This window comes from Pedobacter lusitanus, assembly GCF_040026395.1.
GTDB lineage: Bacteria > Bacteroidota > Bacteroidia > Sphingobacteriales > Sphingobacteriaceae > Pedobacter > Pedobacter lusitanus.
Genome location: NZ_CP157278.1, coordinates 162,289 through 179,665 on the forward strand (window position 1 = coordinate 162,289; position 17,377 = coordinate 179,665).

Below are 17,377 nucleotides of genomic sequence, written 5' to 3' on the forward strand. Positions count from 1 at the left end.
ATCAGATCGTAATAACCATGTCATTATCTTCAAAAAAGTTATTTCCGTTAAAAGGAAATCAGGTCTGGACCAAAGAAACATTAAAAAAAATAGTGGATGATTTCTACGCCTGGTATGAAAGGCACCAGCCGTCAGCAAAACAAGATAAGACAGGGTTATTACCTTCTGATTCTTTAAGAGAGGTTGATCAGCTTGTAAGTGATTTATCAGACAGGCTGGGTAAAGAATCTATTCCATGGGCATCGCAGAACTACATTGCGCACATGAATACAGATATTCCGCTGGTAGCCAGTTTAACCTACTTTATGACTATGCTGTATAATCCAAATAATGTAACCCCGGAAGTATCTCCGGTAACCACAGCCTTAGAGCGGGAATTGAGTATTGATTTCTGTAATCTGTTAGGCTATAATCCAGCTTCAGGGTGGGCTCATTTATCTTCCGGCGGTCATGCCTCCAATTATGAGGCCATGTGGATTGCCAGAAACCTGAAGAGTGTACCTTATGCAATTCTGCAAAATGAGCAGACCAGTATGCTGATTGCCGATAAAGACCAGCTGGTGAATATGCCTGTTCCAAAAATTCTGGCTTTACTGGATCAGGTTGCAAAAATGGGGCTTTATACAGAAATTATAGAACTGGCCGGATTATTAAGACATGACAGTGTTTTGAAAAACGGTAAAGTGCTGCTCTCAGAGAACTGCCATTACGCCTGGGACAAATGTTTAGACCTGCTCGGGATTCAAAAAAATAATGTAGAAAAGATAGCTCCGGATAAGTATCTCAGAACTGATAATCAGGAGCTTTATAAGCGAATAACCTGGCTAATTGAACAAAATATACCAGTTATTGCCGTTGTTTTATTTGTGGGAAGCAGCGGAGAGGGAAGTGTGGACAATTTATCAGCCATGTTCCACTTCAGAGACCTGTGTCAGAAAAAGTATGGTCAGTCGTTTTATATTCATGTTGATGCCGCCTATGGGGGATATTTCAGATCAGTTATTCTGGATGATCAGCATGAGGTTATGCCATATGAAAAATTAAAACTTGAGCAGCCGGCAGCATATTTGCTCAAGCCTGAAGTTTATAACTCGCTCCGCGATTTGCCTCAGGCAGATTCTATAACTATTGACCCTCATAAATCCGGGTATGTTCCGTATCCTGGTGGATGTGTGGCTTATAAAGACCGGAGACTGAACTCAATTATTGCCACCCAATCCAAATACTTTGGGCAGCATCCGGATGAAGAACTGAATTTTGGACCTTACACACTGGAAGGGGCAAGACCAGGTGCTGTAGCTTCGGCAGTCTGGTCGGTTAACAGGTTACTGCCATTAAATTCAGGCGGGTTAGGGATGTTATTAAAAGATAGCTTAAAAACCACCTTAGCATTTACTCAGATTATTAAAGAAAATCAAAGTTTTCTGGTAGATGATCATCTGTTTCATGTGCTTAACCTCTATGAACCAGATCTTACAATCAATAATTTTCTGGTTGTGCCAGCGAAGAAAGGAACCAGTTTCGAAGAAGCAGATGCACTGAATAAGTTATTGGCTGAGGAGTTGAAATCCGGCAATAAGGATTATATCAATCTGTTTTTTTCTGGCAGCCAGGTGAATTATCAGACTTTCAAAAAAGTCTTTAAAGATTCAGATCTCCAATCAGATCATGAAAACACCAGGCTTAAATTATTCAGGAGTTGCCTGATGAAAGATATTCCCACAGCCAGTATAAAAGGTCAGTGGAATCACTTTTTAGGTTCTCTTACTGATATCATAAGAAACCAAAATCAAATTTAAACGTTAAGATAGATAGGCTGCATATTTTAGCAGTATTTATAAAAAGGGGACTATAGTGTATAAAGAAGAAAATGTAATTTTTGATGCTCAACAGAATTTTAACGCCACTTTCAAAATAATTGATATTAAAAGAGAAGATATTCCTGCTGATTCAGGTTTCAAATTATCATGCCACCTTCATTGTTTCAGAATGTTCTTTTTTGAAAAAGGGCACGGAGAACATTTTATTGATGGAAGTGATTATGCTTTCGAAAAGAATTCTGTACATATTGTTCAGTCTGATATGGTTCATCTGCTTAAAAGATCTGATGATTCACAGGGGAAATTACTGCTGATTGATTTTAAGAAAATCGAAAAGGAAAATCATCAGATTAACAGTGAACTATTTAATCTTTTTGTTAATACCAGGATATATCCGGTTATAAATCTGCCTTTTGATATCTTTGAAAATCTGATGGCAATTCTGAATCTGTTAAATACGGATAATCATCAGCTGATGGGGAATCTTTATCTGATGTATAAGCGATCCCTGATTACTGCGCTGTTATTGCTAACCAAACCCTATCTGAAAACCCTGATGAATACAGGAGAAGATTTTGGGGATAAATTCTACGAGTTTAACAGTTATGTCGATGCTTTTTTTTGTGAAGAATTATCACTGTCTTTTTATGCAGAAAAGATGGGTATGACTGAAAAGACCCTATACAGGCTGGTGAAGAAAAAAACGGGTTTTACCCCAATCAAGATCATTAATGATAGAAAACTACTGGAAGCGACCAGGTTATTATTATCAACTAATCTTCTTGTACAGGAGATTGCACATAAATTAAGCTATACAGATGCTGCTTATTTTGTCCGGGTTTTCAGAAAAGATAAAGGCTGTACACCAAACAGATTCAGAGAAAAATACAGGGAAATAAATTTGTATGACAATGAGAGTTGAAATATACAATTATTTGTCGTTTTACTACCATTTCTGATAGGATCATAGTGTTATATTTGTGCACCTATATATGAAAAACATGACAAATCACAAAATTTTCTCCTCGAGATAAACACTGCTTAACCTTATCGGACATCAGCTGTTATCTATAAATAATAAGCTCAGTTTTTTTAGGATGATTTCTATGCTAAATGCTATTATCATTTAGCATAGAGCGTTGTTCTGGTGGAGCTGTGTCCGCGTATTTGTAATTATTTATGATTATTAATTATATGGTTATTAAATAGCAATGGCTTCTTTGAATAGCATTAAAAGAGTTGCCTTTCCCGGTCAGCCGGAATTCATGGCAAATTTTCTGATAGAAGATCTCAAAAATATTAAGCTTTTTAAGGGAATAGGGGTAATACCTGACAATATACATCAGCATAGTTATTTTGCTGTTTTCTTTACTGAAAGTGGAGACGGAGTACATCTGATAGATGGAGCAGAATATTCGTTCAGAGAATATAATGTTCATCTGCTTCAGCCAGATGTCGGGCATCAGTTCAAAAGCATAGATAACCTTTCCGGTAAAGTCTTACTGATCAATCTGGAATCAATTATTGAAGAGAATTTCGGTCTGAGTAAAGAGATTTACAATCTGTTTGCAAACACTTCATTATCTCCGGTACTTAAGCTTTCACCTAAAGATTTTCACTCCATTATGACTATCATTAATCTGATGGATAAGGATGAAGAGACGATAGAAAGCAGTAATCATACCATGCTGGGAAATTCGTTGATTACAGCCTTGTTGTTATTGCTCAAGCCTCATCTGGTCATGAAAAATAATGCGGTGAAGAATATTTCTACTATCTTTCATGAATTCAATAAGAATCTGCATTTATTCTTTCAGGGAGGGTATTCTATTGCTGCTTATGCAGAAAAACTGAAACTGGCAGAACGGAAGTTCAATCAAATGATAAAAAAGAAAACGGGAATGACTCCGCAGCAACTGATTAATGAACGGAAGTTATTTGAAGCGACAAGGTTTTTACTTTCCACGGATTTGTTGGTGCAGGAAATTGCCTATAAACTGGACTATGCAGATGCGGCTCATTTTATCCGGGTTTTTAAAAAGGCTAAAGGTTATTCTCCGAACAGTTTCAGAAAAATAAATGGTTATATGGATAGACATGTTGTCTGATTTAACAATCGAAATATGAAAACAGGTTTTTTTGCACTATGCTGCATTATTATTTTTAGCACACAACACATTATGGCACAGAGTTTCAATACAGCTGAAAAGAAGCTGATCCTTTCAGGAGATACCACTAAAATGCTGAAAGTAACCCAGGTAAGCGATCCCGGTGAATTAAAAATTCTTACTACGGCTTCCAGTAATATCAATCCGGAAGATCCTTTAATACCAGTCTTAGCCCGAAGGATGCAATTAGCTATGCTTGCTGATCCAAAACGACCTGGTGTTGGTATTGCGGCACCACAGGTAGGCATTAACCGTAATATCATCTGGGTACAGCGTTTTGATAAAGAGGGACTGCCATTTGAGCTCTTCCTGAACCCGCAGATAACCTGGAAATCAGCACTGCTGCGCAAAGGCAGAGAAGGTTGTCTGTCTATCGCTGATACAGTAGGACAGGTAGTCCGTCATCATACAATCAGACTAATTTATACCACCATAAACGGGGCGCATAAAGAGGAAATTATAGAAGGATTCACCGCTGTCATCCTGCAGCATGAAACAGATCATCTGCATGGTATTTTGTTCCCTGTGCGACTGAAAGAACAGGATGCCAAATCTTATCACTCACTCACAGAGAAGCTGGATTTTATGGTTGAAAAGCTCGAACCCCGTCTTTAAATAAAGGAAATTACGAATAAAGGGGACCCCTGGACTTTTATGCTATTGTCCCAGATAAGCAGAGATCACATTCATGCGCATTTTGTTGAGCTCAACAGTATTGGTGTTGGATAATAATATAAAAGTCAGCCCTTTATCTATAAGATGCACCCAGTTGGCATTATGTCCGTAACCAGCACCCTGTCTTTCTGCAAACAGCGTGTTAATTTTGCCGAATTTCTTTGGATAAACCCAAAAACCTATCGCTACATCGCCTAGTTTTTCATAAGGAGTAAGCATGAGTTCAACGGTTTCTTTTTTAAGCAGGGTATGGTTGAAAATCGCCTGATCAAACCGCAGCAGATCTTCTGGTGTAGAGTACATTGCTCCGGCAGCAAAATGATTATCTATATAATGATTGGTAGGCATAATTATTTCAGTTGTACTGGAATCCACATTGGCATAACCTTCATCTATATCTTTTATAATATCATTATGATGCAGGTAATCAGTATTAACCATATGCAGAGGTTTCAGGATTTTCTCTCTCAGTACTTCTTCGTATGGTTTTTTGCAGATTTTTTCAATGATCCTGCCTAAAATAATGTAATCTCCATTACTATAATTGAATTTGGTGCCCGGAGTATCAATCAGCTTCTCAGAACAGAATTTCTGAATAAATTCATCAGGAGTCCATATATCATTGCTGTAAGCTTCAAAAAGATCCCTCATATCCTTTGTATCTCTTCCGCTGCTGTAAGTCAAAAGATTTCTTATAGTAGCTTTTTTGGCTGCTTCACCTTTGTATTCCGGATAATAAGTAGCTATCGTTGCATCCAGGTTAATTTTTCCCTGTTCATACAGCTGCATAATTAAAACTGCTGTAAAGGTCTTGGTTACAGAGAATATTTTGAACCTGGTTTTCTCTGAAAACCTGATATCATAATGCCTGTTAGCAAGTCCTGTGTACTTCAGATATTCAATTTTTCCGTTTTTTGCAATTAGCACTGCTCCGTTAAAATTCCTTTTACTGCAGGAGTCAAGCACATGATCTACTCTTTGTGCAGCAGCATTAACAGGAGGATGAAGCTGTGCCATCAGAAACCCTGGAAATAAGCAGGCTAAAACCAGACAGGAGAGTACCCTTTGCATAATTTTTATTTTAGAAACTTAAGTTAGGAACAGAATTACATTATTTAATGCTTTCTGCTTCATTTATTTTATGATCCGTTTTCAGTGCATTGGAGTATCCTCTTGCAAGTAATCTTTCTTTGTCCATGTTCCATAATTCAAACTGTACATTGATAATTTGCCGGCCTGCTTTAATGATTTTTGTTTTTCCAGTAATCGTGTCTCCGATTTTTGCCGTCGAAAAATAATCTATCACATTATTAACAGTAGTATAGAAGTGCTCTCTGCCCAGACTAATGATCGTAGCGCCAATCATATCGTCCATAATAGCCGCGGTAACGCCTCCGTGTAAAGTGCCAATCGGATTGGTCATTTCTTTTCTGACCTGATAGTCAAATGTCATACTTCCTTCTTCAATTTCCCGTACTACCGGGGCAAGCCATAACATAAAAGCCGATGGAGAGTTCGTTACTGTTTTACCGAGCTGAGCGATCAGTCCCTGTCTGATTTGAGTGGTATCGTTTTTCATAGCAATCTTTATTTGTCAGTAAATATACCAATTGGTATTATTATGACTGGTAAATAATTGAAAAAAAACTACTCACTTTTAAGCACATCAATTGTATTGGTAATCGCTGCTTTATAAGAGCGGATACTTACCGTTATTAAAGTCGTCAGCATAGAGATTACAAAGGCCATTACGAATGGCCATATGTCCAGATCTATACGGTAAGCAAAACCTGCCAGCCATTTTGTAGTAAAGAGGTAGGCCAGAGGCCAGGCTACCAGATTGGCAATAAAAACCAGGAATAAAAATGAGCCGTTAAGCATTTTTACCAGTTCCAGTGTTGATGCGCCCAGTACTTTTCGTATCGCTACTTCCTTAGTGCGCTGTGTAGCCACAAATGAAATCAAACCGAACAGACCTATAAATGATATAAAAATGATAACCAGTGCAAACACCCGGAATAATATTCCTGTGATACGTTCACTTTCATAATACCGGTTAATATCATTATTTACAAATTCAGCGTTGTAAATCCCATTAGGAAAGGTACTGTTCCACAGTCCTTCTATTTTATTCATTGCCGGCATAAGCTGATTCTTATCTACTTTTACTGCAATTAGATAATAAGCGTTTTTCTGTGAAAAAATGGCAAGTGGAGAGATGCTTTCTTTGAGTGATTTATCATTGAAATCTTTTACGATACCTGTCACGGGAATTTTTTTGTTATTCAGGGTTATTGTTTTACCGAGAGCGTCCTGTGGATTATGGATATTCATCTTTTTCAGGAAAGTCTCATTAACTACATAACCCGTATTGGTGTCACTTTCCAGGTATATTTTTCCGGCAATCAATTTAAGATCAAAGAGGTTGAAATAATCGGCATCTGCCATAGAAGTTCTCACTTCGAAATCTTCGTTTTTACGGCCGTCAAAGATGAAGCTGGTTGAACTTACGTCTCCAGACAGCGGGGGGCGCTGGCAATAACTAAATCCTTCTATGCCTTTCAGCTGCAGTGCACGATTTTTAAAAATACTGTATTTGGTCCGGCTTAAGCTATCTGTAGGGACGTTGATCATCGCAATAGCATCGGTCGTAAAGCCTAATGATTTCTTATGCACATAATCCATTTGCCGTAGGATGACGATTGTCCCGATAATCAATATGATGGTTATTGAAAACTGAATGACTATCAAAATCTTACGCAGGCTCATATTTCCTGAATTTACTGTGATTTTATTTTTGATCGCCAAAGCCGGACTAAAACCTGAAATAATCAGTGCCGGGTAAAAACCTGCCATTAAACTTACCACAACAGTAAGCCCGGTTAGAAAAAGAAGAATTACCGGATGATCAAAGAAGTCAAATGAAATCTGATCTTTAAACAGGTTCTGCATTTGCGGTAGTGCCAGCTCAGTTAAAATACAGGCAACGATCAGAGCGAGCAATGCAATTGTAAAAGTCTCTGTTAAGAACTGAACTATTAATTGTTTGCGTTCACCACCCATTACCTTACGCACACCAACTTCTTTGGAGCGGTTGATAGACTGAGCTGTATTCAGATTGATGAAGTTTATGCAGGCAGTAAGCATTAAAAATAAGCCTATAATGACCAGCCCGTAAATTTCTTTTCTGGTGATATTCTTATTCGCGAAATTGCCATATTGTTCACTAAAATGTATATCTCTTAAAGCCTGAAGGGTGTTAGTCTGGTTGCCTTCAACCTTTTTATCCTGATAATGCTTTTTATTAAACAAGCTTAATTGCCCATCAAGATCTGTCGCTGTCAGACCATTTTTTAATAATACATAACATTCAATCTGTGAGCCAACAGAATTCCAGTCCTTATTATTTTTGCCATAAAAATTCTGATAACTAACGATAATTTTTAATGGTATACTGCTATTTGCCGGCATATCTTTGAAGATAGTTGTAACTTTCAGATATACGTTATTCTGATAAAGAATGCTTTTTCCCAATGCATTGGCAACAGTGCCGAAATATTTTTTTGCTGTAGTTTCTGATAGTGCTACCGTATTGGGTGCTGCTAAAGCCAGGGCTGGTTTTCCGCTAAGCCAGCTCAGATCAAAAATGTCAAAGAAGTCTGTTTCGGCATAAAAAATGTGTTCCCGGGTTTTTATCCTGTCTGTTCCATTTTTATGCTTAACCTGAATCACCTCATTACTGCTTGCTAAAAGTGCAACTTTCTCTAAACCCGGTAATTCATTCCTTGCTGCTGCAGCCAAAGGAACAGGTACACCCTGATTATAATCCTCAAAACTGTTATATTTCCATTGCGTAGTAAATCTGTATATCCGGTTGTCATTTTTATAACCTTTATCAAAACTCAATTGATAGCGAATAAATATAAAAATGAGAATGCAGCTGGCCATTGCAATAGAAAGTCCCAGAATATTGATGAAAGTGTAGCCTTTGTTTTTCCAAAGGTTTCTCCATGCAATCTTTAGGTTTAACTTGAACATCTTTATCCGGGGTTAGCAATTAATAATATAACTTGATAAGCTAATGATGTGCCAGACGTAATCTAATCATAAAAACCGTTAAATCATTGTTTTAAAAGGATATAAATGAACCTGGCTGTTCATTCCTGAACAGGTAATGACCGGAAACGTACAATTCCCACGCAGCTCACCCGAAGATAAGCCAGAGGTCGCATTGAGATCGGAGTTGAGAAGGGGTTGATAAGGCCAATGGCCTTATCAACCCCTTCTCAACTCCGATCTCTTACTTAACCTGAACATGATTTCAATTTAACCTCCAGTCAATAATCTCAATTATTTCAAACGCTTGAAATGATGAAAAAGCGGCCTTTAGGCCGTTTTCGAAGATTTAGCTTAATCCATTTAGAGTGCTGTTGTTTAATTTCAGTTCCGAATCAAATAAACCAAATATAATATGATGAATTCCCTAAACTTCTCTCAGAGATGCCAGCACTGCTGTGCGATTTCTTTAAATCTTCCGTCTAATCAAGTCCTTCCGGTATAAGAACAGCTGTCAATCAATGGTTTCCAATTCCAGAATTGGGTTAAACAAGCAAATAAACCAAATAAAAAAAATTATGGATAAACTTTACAGCTACTTTCTTTGTCTTTTGATTGGCTGTTGCTTTTCCCTTAGTGCTGTTGCACAGCAGAAAGTAACAGGTACAGTGAGAGACGCCAGGGGCTTACCTTTACCGGGTGTGAGCGTAATCATCAAAAACACTAAAACCGGTACATTTACCAATGGTAACGGTCAATACAGCCTGACATCCGCCACCAGCAGTGGTATAATTGTTTTCAGCTTTGTCGGCTTTCTTCCGAGAGAACTTTCATTTGACGGAAAGGCAACAGTAAACGTTACTTTGGACGAAGATTCACAGGGACTGAATGAAGTCATAGTTGTGGGTTATGGTACACAGAAAAAAGTAAACCTTACAGGATCTGTGGCTCAGATCAGCGGCGATGTACTGACCAACAGACCCGTGCCCAATGCAATTGCCGCGCTACAGGGAATATCACCGGGGGTGACGATTTCCAGGAACAGCGGTAAGCCAGGAGCAGAGAGTTATGCCGTGCGTATCAGGGGCTTCTCTTCTGCTAATGATACTAAACCTTTAGTCCTGGTTGATGGAGTGGAAATGGATCTGGCTCTGGTCAATCCGGATGATATTGAAAATTTATCAGTTTTAAAGGATGCAGCAGCAGCTTCTATTTATGGAGCAAGGGCCGCTGGCGGAGTCGTGCTGGTTACCACTAAAAAGTCTACCAGTGGTAAAACGAAGATTAATTTCAGCAATAACTACAGTTTAAATATTACAGCCAGACAACCTGAACGGTTAAACTCCTGGGACGAACAGGCACTGATTGATGAAGCCCGTTTTAACGCAACGGGAGCAAAAGAGTTTACAGATGAACAGATCGAGTGGCTTAAAAATCCAAACTTCAACTACAGACCAAGTTTAACTGCAGATCGCTGGGATTATTATGATAATACAAACTGGATTAAAGAGGGGATGAAAAAAGTCAATGCTTCTCAGAATTATGCATTGTCAGTAGGCGGAGGAAAACAGGAATTAAACTATTTATTATCCGGATCATACTATAAACGTGATGGTGTATTACGTTTTGGCCCGGATGATAATTCCAGACAGAACTTACGTTTATCGGTAAATTCTCAGGTCAACAAGTATGTAAGTATAGGTCTGATTGCCGGATATGTAAATTCAACGATCCACGAAAACTCTTATGATTCAGGAAACATTATCGACCTGTTGTATCGTATCCGTACCAGGCAGCCTGTTTTTACACCGGACGAAGATGTGACTGGTCAGCGGTACAATGGCGATTTACAATTGAATCCTATTGATATAGAAAATAATGCAGGTGTTAAGACTACCAGTTATGAAAGCTTCACCGGTAAACTTAGTCTGAATATTAAAAATCTGGTTAAAGGTCTGGCATTTGATCTGTCGGCCTCCAGAAACCAGGATATGTATAATCTGAGATCAGAAAAAAGAACACTGATCTGGTATGGCAAGAGTACCGCTACGATAAGAAACTCCCTCAATACACCTAATCAGCTGGATCTGACCAAAAATAAAGGATATCAGGATAACCTTACTGGTCAGTTTACATACGATCTGCAAATTGCTGATAAACATAATTTTAAATTATTAGGTGGTGCTTCATTTGAACAATATCGTAAGGATGAAACTTCGGCAAGTGCAACCAATATGGTCAGCAATGATTTCTTTAGTCTGAACTTCGGAGATCCGGCTAATAAGACCAACAGTGATAAGATAGAGACCTGGGCTATTGGTTCCCTTTTCGGAAGGTTCAACTATAACTATGACGGAAAATATTTGTTCGAAGCAGTAGTCAGACGTGACGGCAGTTCCCGTTTGGCGCCTGATAACCGCTTTCAGATATTCCCGGCATTTTCCGGCGGATGGCGTATCAGTGAAGAGCCTTTCTTTAAGAACAATATACACTTCGTTGATAACCTGAAAATACGCGGATCATGGGGACAACAGGGAAATGGATCGGTTTTAGGCTTGTATGATTATATTTCTTTAATCACCAGTGGGTTAACAGTAACTGATCAGCCAAACCTGGTTTTTAATGGTACAAAAGCACAGTACCTGTTTCAAAAAGATCTGGCATCGAGAAATAAGACCTGGGAGACTGTAGAATCCAGTAATATCGGTATAGATGCCAGCCTGTTCAAAAACAGGTTAACCATTACAGCAGAATATTATCAAAAGTATAATAAGAATATGCTGGCAACGCTAAACCTGCCCAGTATTATCGGGGTAGGTATTCCAAGCAGTAACGTAGGAGAATTGAAAAGCTGGGGATCAGAACTGGAAATCAAATGGAGAGATATTTTCAAAAACGGAGATTACCATATTGGTTTCAGTATTGCCGATAACCAGAATAAACTGACCAAATATGATGGCAAAAACTCTATCGGTTCTGGTGGTCGGGTTTCACTTTTACAGGGATACCCGCTAAACAGTATCTGGGGATATAAAACTGATGGTTATTTCCAGACTCAGGCAGAGGCCGATGCTTACAAAACCAAAGTAAAATACCCGTTTTTTGCCAGTCCGGGCCCTGGTGATGTAAAATATAAGGATCTGGATGGGAGTGGTGTGATAGATGCAGGAGGCGGTACACCAGAAAAGCCGGGTGACCTGGTCTATCTGGGCAATACCAATCCGAGATATACTTTTGGAATAGATCTGGGCGCAACATGGAAAGGATTTGATTTCTCGGTGTTTTTCCAGGGAGTTTTGAAACGTTCCTTCTTAATTGAAGAAAATACATTGTCGCCTATTCTTGGAACTTCCAATATGCCATGGACGATACATCAGGATCACTGGACGCCAGATAATCCGGATGCTTTTTTCCCACGCATGTATCAGACCAGTGCGCATAATTTCAGGCCCTCAGATAAGTGGGTGCAGAACGGAAATTATATCCGCCTGAAAAATGTTCAGCTTGGCTATACTTTTAAAGTTAACCGGAAATATATTCAGAATCTTAAAGTGTATTTCTCTGGTCAGGATTTATTTGAGAAAACCAACGTGCTGAGTGTATTCGATCCGGAACTGGGAGGCGATAATAAAGATGTAAATGCGCAGACTTATCCTTTCTACCGTTCAGTGTCATTTGGGCTGAATATCACCCTGTAATCTTAATTATAAAACGTAGCGATGAAAAAATATAATATATTACTGATCTCTGTCCTGATGGTTACTTTACTTAACCCTGGCTGTAAAAAGCTGGACAGATTGCCAGAAACATCTTTTACAGATGATCAGTTCTGGAATACAGAAAATGACTTAATGAATGCTGCAAACAGAATGTATGAACAGCTGATTGGGTATACTATTGATAACAGGGGGGATGATAATGTCAATCAGTCGGGCTTAAATGTAGTCAGCAATGGTAATCGCGGTGTTGCCGGGACCAGTGACGACTGGTCTGTGCCGTACAAACAGATCTTTACAGCTAATAATATCCTGGAAAAGGGAGGGAAAGCTCAGGTGAGTGATGCTGTTAAAAACAGATATTTTGCCGAGGCCCGTTTTTTCAGAGCCTATGCTTATGCAGCGCTGGTTCAAAAATACGGAGATGTGCCTTTGCTGTTAAAAACACTGACCATTGAATCACCGGAATTAAGCATGCCGCGTACTGAAAGGGCTAAGGTAGTGCAGTCAATTTATGATGATCTTGATTATGCTGCAACATGGTTACCCGCCAGAGCAGCCCTGCCAGCGGCCCAATATGGCCGTGTTACCAAAAGTGCCGCCTGGGCTTTGAAAGCCAGGGTAGCGCTCGATGAGGGGACAAGAGGCAAATTCTTTAATACCCCGAATTACCAGCAGCATCTTCAGCTTGCAGTACAGGCGGCAACGCTGGTTATGGGGCAGGGACATACTTTGTTTGCTAATTATCAGGGCATGTTTACCCATGACGGGGAAGGACCAGGGAATACGGAGAATGTTTTTGTCAAGCTTTACGGACTAACTGCTGCGCTGGGTTTAACACACAATACCTCACGTGATCTGGAAAACGGCAGGATTGCACCCACCCGTAATTTAATCCGTATGTTTCTATATAAAGACGGTTTACCTGCTTATAATACAGACAATACCCCTTCAGCTACTAAGTCTGCCTTTTTTGTCAATGAGAAAGACGAAGTAAATTACAATACTATCCTGGATAACAGAGATCCAAGGATTACAACTTTGGTTTACAGAAGTGGTGAGCAGTCTTATCAGCGGCCCTGGGTTCCTGGAACTTCTTTGGGGACCAGATCTGCTTATGCTGCAAAAAAAGGCTTTAATGCAGCCGACTGGACAACCAATAATAATGCTACAGTCCATAAACCGCTTATCCGCTATGCAGAAGTTTTACTGATTCTTGCAGAAGCAAAATATGAGCTGGACGGAGCTATCAGCGATGGAGATCTGAATTCAACAATTAATGCTTTAAGAACCAGAGCAGGTATGACAGTTAAATTGACCAATGCGTTTGTTCTGGCCAACAATCTGGATATGCGTGAGGAAATCAGAAGAGAAAGGACAGTAGAGCTTGCGCTCGAAGGTTTCCGTTACACTGATTTATTACGCTGGAAAATAGCTGAAACAGTATTGCCAAAAGCCTTAATGGGTGCTAAATACAATGCTGCCGAATGGGTAGGGACTGTTGCTGGTTCACTGAATCTGAATGCTGACAAGATTCTGATTGTAGAAGATGCAGCCAAGCGGACGTTTAATCCGGCAAGAGATTATTTGTATCCTGTTCCATTACAGGAAATTTCTCTGAGTGGAAATAATGTGGTACAAAATCCGGGTTGGAATTAACAGGGAGCCTTAAAAAATTATAATCTGATGAAGAAAACATTGATCTATATAACCTTTTTTACATTGGCTGCAAGCATTTTTACAGCCTGTAAGAAGGATGATGAAGGTAAGCGGGGTTTACCTGAATATGAGAATTATTATTACGCAGGATTTCTGCCCTGGAATAATACTGGTACAGAATCAGTACTCAGAACACAAACAAAATTAGTTAAGTTTCCTGTTCAGTTTCATTCGGTTTTTATCCGTGATTATGATGCGGCTGCTCAATATACGCTCGCGGCTACAGGAATTAACAATCCGGCAGTTGCGGGGCAGGATTTTGCTGTGGTTGATAAAAACGGAAATGCCATTACTGCTGTGAATAATATTTATTCGCTTAATTTTCCGCAGGCGAAAGCGTTGGTTGATACTATTTATATCAAGGTATTAAACAGTACGGTTGCCGGGACAAGAAAGATAGAAATTGACCTGGTTAAAAATGTAAATGAGAAATATACTGTAGGCACTTTTTCACAGGCCTATATACGTTTCCTGGAAATAAAATAGTACACATCCCGGCTTATCTAAAATAAGCCGGGATGTAAATTAATTTAATTAAGCCCTGAATTTTGAAATATACCAGCCGACTCCCGTTATTATTACTGATTGCAAGCATTTTATCAGGCTTCTCCAATAGCTATGCGCAAAGTAAACTGATTAGTTTAAATGAGCAGTGGAAGTTTAGTAAAGATCAGACCAGTGCAGAGAAACCTTCTTCCGGTTTAAACTGGCAGAACCTGAGTATTCCGCATACCTGGAATGCTGAAGATGTCATAGACGATACCCCTGGTTATTACCGGGGTACAGGCTGGTATAAAAGGAAACTGAAACTGGATGTCTCTTTGAAAAATAAAGAGGTTTTCCTGGTTTTTTACGGAGTAAATCAGGAAGCTGAAGTTTATGTCAACGGAAAATCTGCCGGGAAACATATTGGTGGATATACCGGATTTACAGTGCCTGTAAGCCGTTTGCTGAATCATCAGGATGATGAAATACAGGTCAGAGTAACCAATCAGTTCAATGAAGACATAGCACCGCTGACTGCTGATTTTACCTTTTTTGGGGGGATTTACAGAAATGTGGATCTCCTGATTACTGAACCGGTTCATTTTGCCCGAAATGATCATGGCAGTAATCCGGGCATTTATATGACTACACCAGAGGTTTCTGAAGGGAAAGCAAGAGTACAGGTGAAAAGCCTAATTGAAAATGCTTCAGCCGCTGCAGAGAAAGTTCAGGTACAAAATGAACTGATCGATCAGCAGGGGCTGGTAATTGCTACTGCGTTTACAGATCTGGTTATACCTGCCGGGCAGACAATTACTGCGGTTCAGGAATTTAAAAATATCAGTTCACCTCATCTCTGGTCTCCTGAAAATCCTTATTTGTACCGTATAATTTCCAAAATTATAACCCGTAAAACAAACCGGACTTTGGATCAGGTTTCCAGTCCGCTGGGTTTCCGCTGGTTTAGATTTGATGCGGAAAAAGGGTTCTTTTTAAACGGACAGCCACTTAAATTAATAGGGGCCAGCCGTCATCAGGACTATATGGGAATGGGCAATGCCGTTCCTGATGTTTTGCAGTTAAGAGACGTCGAACTGCTGAAAAAAATGGGAGGAAACTTTTTAAGAGTAGCCCATTATCCGCAGGATCCGCAAATTCTGGAAGCATGTGACCGTTTGGGAATTCTGGCTTCGGTAGAAATTCCAGTGGTCAACACAATTACAGAATCTGCCGCTTTTACGCAGAACTGTAAACAGATGCAGCAGGAAATGATCAGACAGAATTTTAATCATCCGAGCGTGGTCATCTGGGCCTACATGAATGAGATTCTGCTACGGCCAAAATTTGCTGATGACAAGATCCGGCAGGCTGTATATTTTAAACATATTGTAGAGCTGGCACAGACACTGGATAGTTTAACCCGGAAAGAAGACCCTTCACGTTATACGATGATAGCTAATCATGGTGCTTTTGATAGTTATCACAAAATCGGTCTGACTAAAATCCCGATGATTGTAGGCTGGAATCTTTATTCTGGCTGGTACTCTGGTAATATTGCTGATTTCGGTCAGTTTTTAGACCGGCATCATCAGGAACTGGCAGATAAACCTATGCTGGTTACGGAGTATGGTGCTGATGCAGATCCGCGTATCCGTTCATTTTCACCAGTCAGGTTTGATAAGAGTTTAGAGTATGCAATCAGATTTAACCAGGTTTATTTAAATGATATTATCAAAAGGCCATTTGTCAGTGGTGCAATGGTCTGGAATCTGGCAGATTTTAATTCTGAAACCCGGGAAGAAACCATGCCTCATATCAATAATAAAGGTTTGCTGACACTGGGCAGAGAACCAAAGGATAGCTATTTTCTTTATCAGGCTTATTTGCTGCATAAACCTTTTCTGAAAATTGCTTCGGCAGCATGGAAAAACAGAACAGGAATTGCCGGTTCTGCCCGGCTCTTTGCTACACAGCCGGTACAGGTCATGACTAATATGAAAACAGCCGAATTGTTTTTAAATGGCAAAAGCCTGGGGATGAAAGAAGCGGTGGATCATGTTTGTGTCTGGCAGGTTCCATTTGTAAATGGGCTTAACAAATTAAGAGCAGCAGCAGAAAACAGTACTGACGAACTGGAAACTGATTTTAAACTGCAGCCATTCAATTTAACCGATGGCCTTGTTCCTTTTGATGAAGTGAATATACTGATGGGTGCAAAGCGCTTTTATATCAACGAAACAACACATCAGATCTGGATGCCTGATCAGCCTTACAGAAAAGGCGGATGGGGATATATCGGTGGTGAAGCATATAAAGGGACCAATAACAGGATGTCTTATGGTAGTGACAAGAATATTCTGGACACTGATCAGGATCCTGTTTATCAGACTCAACAGGTTGGAATTAAGCAGTTCCGCTTTGATGTACCGGATGGGGAATATGAACTCTGTTTGCACTTTGCAGAATTGACAGGCGGTGCGGCTAAGGAATCTTTGGCTTATAACCTGGATAATAATCATCAGAAAGAAGAGGTTAAACAACGGATCTTTAGTGTATATATCAATGGAGAAACGTTTTTAGAAAATCTGAATCTGGCAGCAGATTATGGATATACGACTGCGGTAAAGAAAAAGACAAGAGTTACCGTAAGCGGTGGAAAAGGAATTAGTTTGGATTTTAAAGCGATCAATGGTATACCGGTATTGAATGCTTTACAGCTTAGAAAAATTTATTAATG

Annotated in this window: 11 protein-coding genes; 8 read left to right on the forward strand and 3 right to left on the reverse strand. The window is 39.5% G+C overall.

Annotation, left to right across the window (positions count from 1 at the left end; all coding sequences use genetic code 11):
- Positions 1-17: 17 nt before the first annotated feature.
- The 4 genes from PL_RS00775 to PL_RS00790 all read left to right on the forward strand — a co-directional run bounded on the left by PL_RS00775 (position 18) and on the right by PL_RS00790 (position 4,603).
- Entirely contained in the window at positions 18-1,799 is a 1,782-nt protein-coding gene (locus PL_RS00775) for a pyridoxal phosphate-dependent decarboxylase family protein (protein ID WP_041877523.1), read from the forward strand.
- 55 nt (positions 1,800-1,854) lie between these two features.
- Complete coding sequence (locus tag PL_RS00780; protein ID WP_348620760.1) at positions 1,855-2,742, forward strand: helix-turn-helix domain-containing protein; 888 nt, start codon at positions 1,855-1,857, stop codon at positions 2,740-2,742.
- A 289-nt stretch (positions 2,743-3,031) separates the two neighbouring features.
- On the forward strand, positions 3,032-3,928 hold the full coding sequence (locus PL_RS00785; RefSeq protein WP_041877520.1) for an AraC family transcriptional regulator: 897 nt from the start codon (positions 3,032-3,034) through the stop codon (positions 3,926-3,928).
- Positions 3,929-3,943: 15 nt separating this feature from the next.
- Entirely contained in the window at positions 3,944-4,603 is a 660-nt protein-coding gene (locus PL_RS00790) for a peptide deformylase (protein ID WP_052495974.1), read from the forward strand.
- A 42-nt stretch (positions 4,604-4,645) separates the two neighbouring features.
- On the opposite strand, the gene PL_RS00795 is transcribed toward PL_RS00790, so the two are convergent.
- The 3 genes from PL_RS00795 to PL_RS00805 form a co-directional block, all read right to left on the reverse strand.
- Positions 4,646-5,734, reverse strand: a complete 1,089-nt coding sequence (locus tag PL_RS00795; RefSeq protein ID WP_235324401.1) for a serine hydrolase domain-containing protein — start codon at positions 5,732-5,734, stop codon at positions 4,646-4,648.
- 40 nt (positions 5,735-5,774) lie between these two features.
- A complete protein-coding gene (locus PL_RS00800; protein WP_041877519.1) occupies positions 5,775-6,242 on the reverse strand; it encodes a PaaI family thioesterase in 468 nt (155 codons plus the stop codon).
- A gap of 68 nt (positions 6,243-6,310) precedes the next feature.
- The gene (locus PL_RS00805) at positions 6,311-8,701 is read right to left on the reverse strand and encodes an ABC transporter permease (RefSeq protein ID WP_041877518.1); all 2,391 of its coding nucleotides are present in this window, start codon (positions 8,699-8,701) and stop codon (positions 6,311-6,313) included.
- 596 nt (positions 8,702-9,297) lie between these two features.
- On the opposite strand from PL_RS00805, the gene PL_RS00810 reads away from it, so the two are divergent.
- The 4 genes from PL_RS00810 to PL_RS00825 all read left to right on the forward strand — a co-directional run bounded on the left by PL_RS00810 (position 9,298) and on the right by PL_RS00825 (position 17,375).
- Complete coding sequence (locus PL_RS00810) at positions 9,298-12,417, forward strand: SusC/RagA family TonB-linked outer membrane protein (protein WP_041877517.1); 3,120 nt, start codon at positions 9,298-9,300, stop codon at positions 12,415-12,417.
- Positions 12,418-12,438: 21 nt separating this feature from the next.
- Positions 12,439-14,094, forward strand: a complete 1,656-nt coding sequence (locus PL_RS00815) for a RagB/SusD family nutrient uptake outer membrane protein (protein ID WP_041877516.1) — start codon at positions 12,439-12,441, stop codon at positions 14,092-14,094.
- Between the two features lie 27 nt (positions 14,095-14,121).
- Positions 14,122-14,640, forward strand: a complete 519-nt coding sequence (locus PL_RS00820; protein WP_041877514.1) for a hypothetical protein — start codon at positions 14,122-14,124, stop codon at positions 14,638-14,640.
- 62 nt (positions 14,641-14,702) lie between these two features.
- Positions 14,703-17,375 carry a glycoside hydrolase family 2 TIM barrel-domain containing protein gene (locus PL_RS00825; protein WP_200890672.1) on the forward strand — a complete coding sequence of 891 codons (2,673 nt, stop codon included), beginning with the start codon at positions 14,703-14,705 and terminating at the stop codon, positions 17,373-17,375.
- Positions 17,376-17,377: the final 2 nt, after the last annotated feature.

Bases quoted from the DNA above. Each gene is read 5' to 3' on its own strand.
- PL_RS00800 (WP_041877519.1), bottom strand. From the start codon at position 6,242: ATGAAAAACGATACCACTCAAATCAGACAGGGACTGATCGCTCAGCTC.
- PL_RS00820 (WP_041877514.1), top strand. From the start codon at position 14,122: ATGAAGAAAACATTGATCTATATAACCTTTTTTACATTGGCTGCAAGC.
- PL_RS00805 (WP_041877518.1), bottom strand. From the start codon at position 8,701: ATGTTCAAGTTAAACCTAAAGATTGCATGGAGAAACCTTTGGAAAAAC.
- PL_RS00790 (WP_052495974.1), top strand. From the start codon at position 3,944: ATGAAAACAGGTTTTTTTGCACTATGCTGCATTATTATTTTTAGCACA.
- PL_RS00810 (WP_041877517.1), top strand. From the start codon at position 9,298: ATGGATAAACTTTACAGCTACTTTCTTTGTCTTTTGATTGGCTGTTGC.
- PL_RS00815 (WP_041877516.1), top strand. From the start codon at position 12,439: ATGAAAAAATATAATATATTACTGATCTCTGTCCTGATGGTTACTTTA.
- PL_RS00795 (WP_235324401.1), bottom strand. From the start codon at position 5,734: ATGCAAAGGGTACTCTCCTGTCTGGTTTTAGCCTGCTTATTTCCAGGG.
- PL_RS00775 (WP_041877523.1), top strand. From the start codon at position 18: ATGTCATTATCTTCAAAAAAGTTATTTCCGTTAAAAGGAAATCAGGTC.
- PL_RS00785 (WP_041877520.1), top strand. From the start codon at position 3,032: ATGGCTTCTTTGAATAGCATTAAAAGAGTTGCCTTTCCCGGTCAGCCG.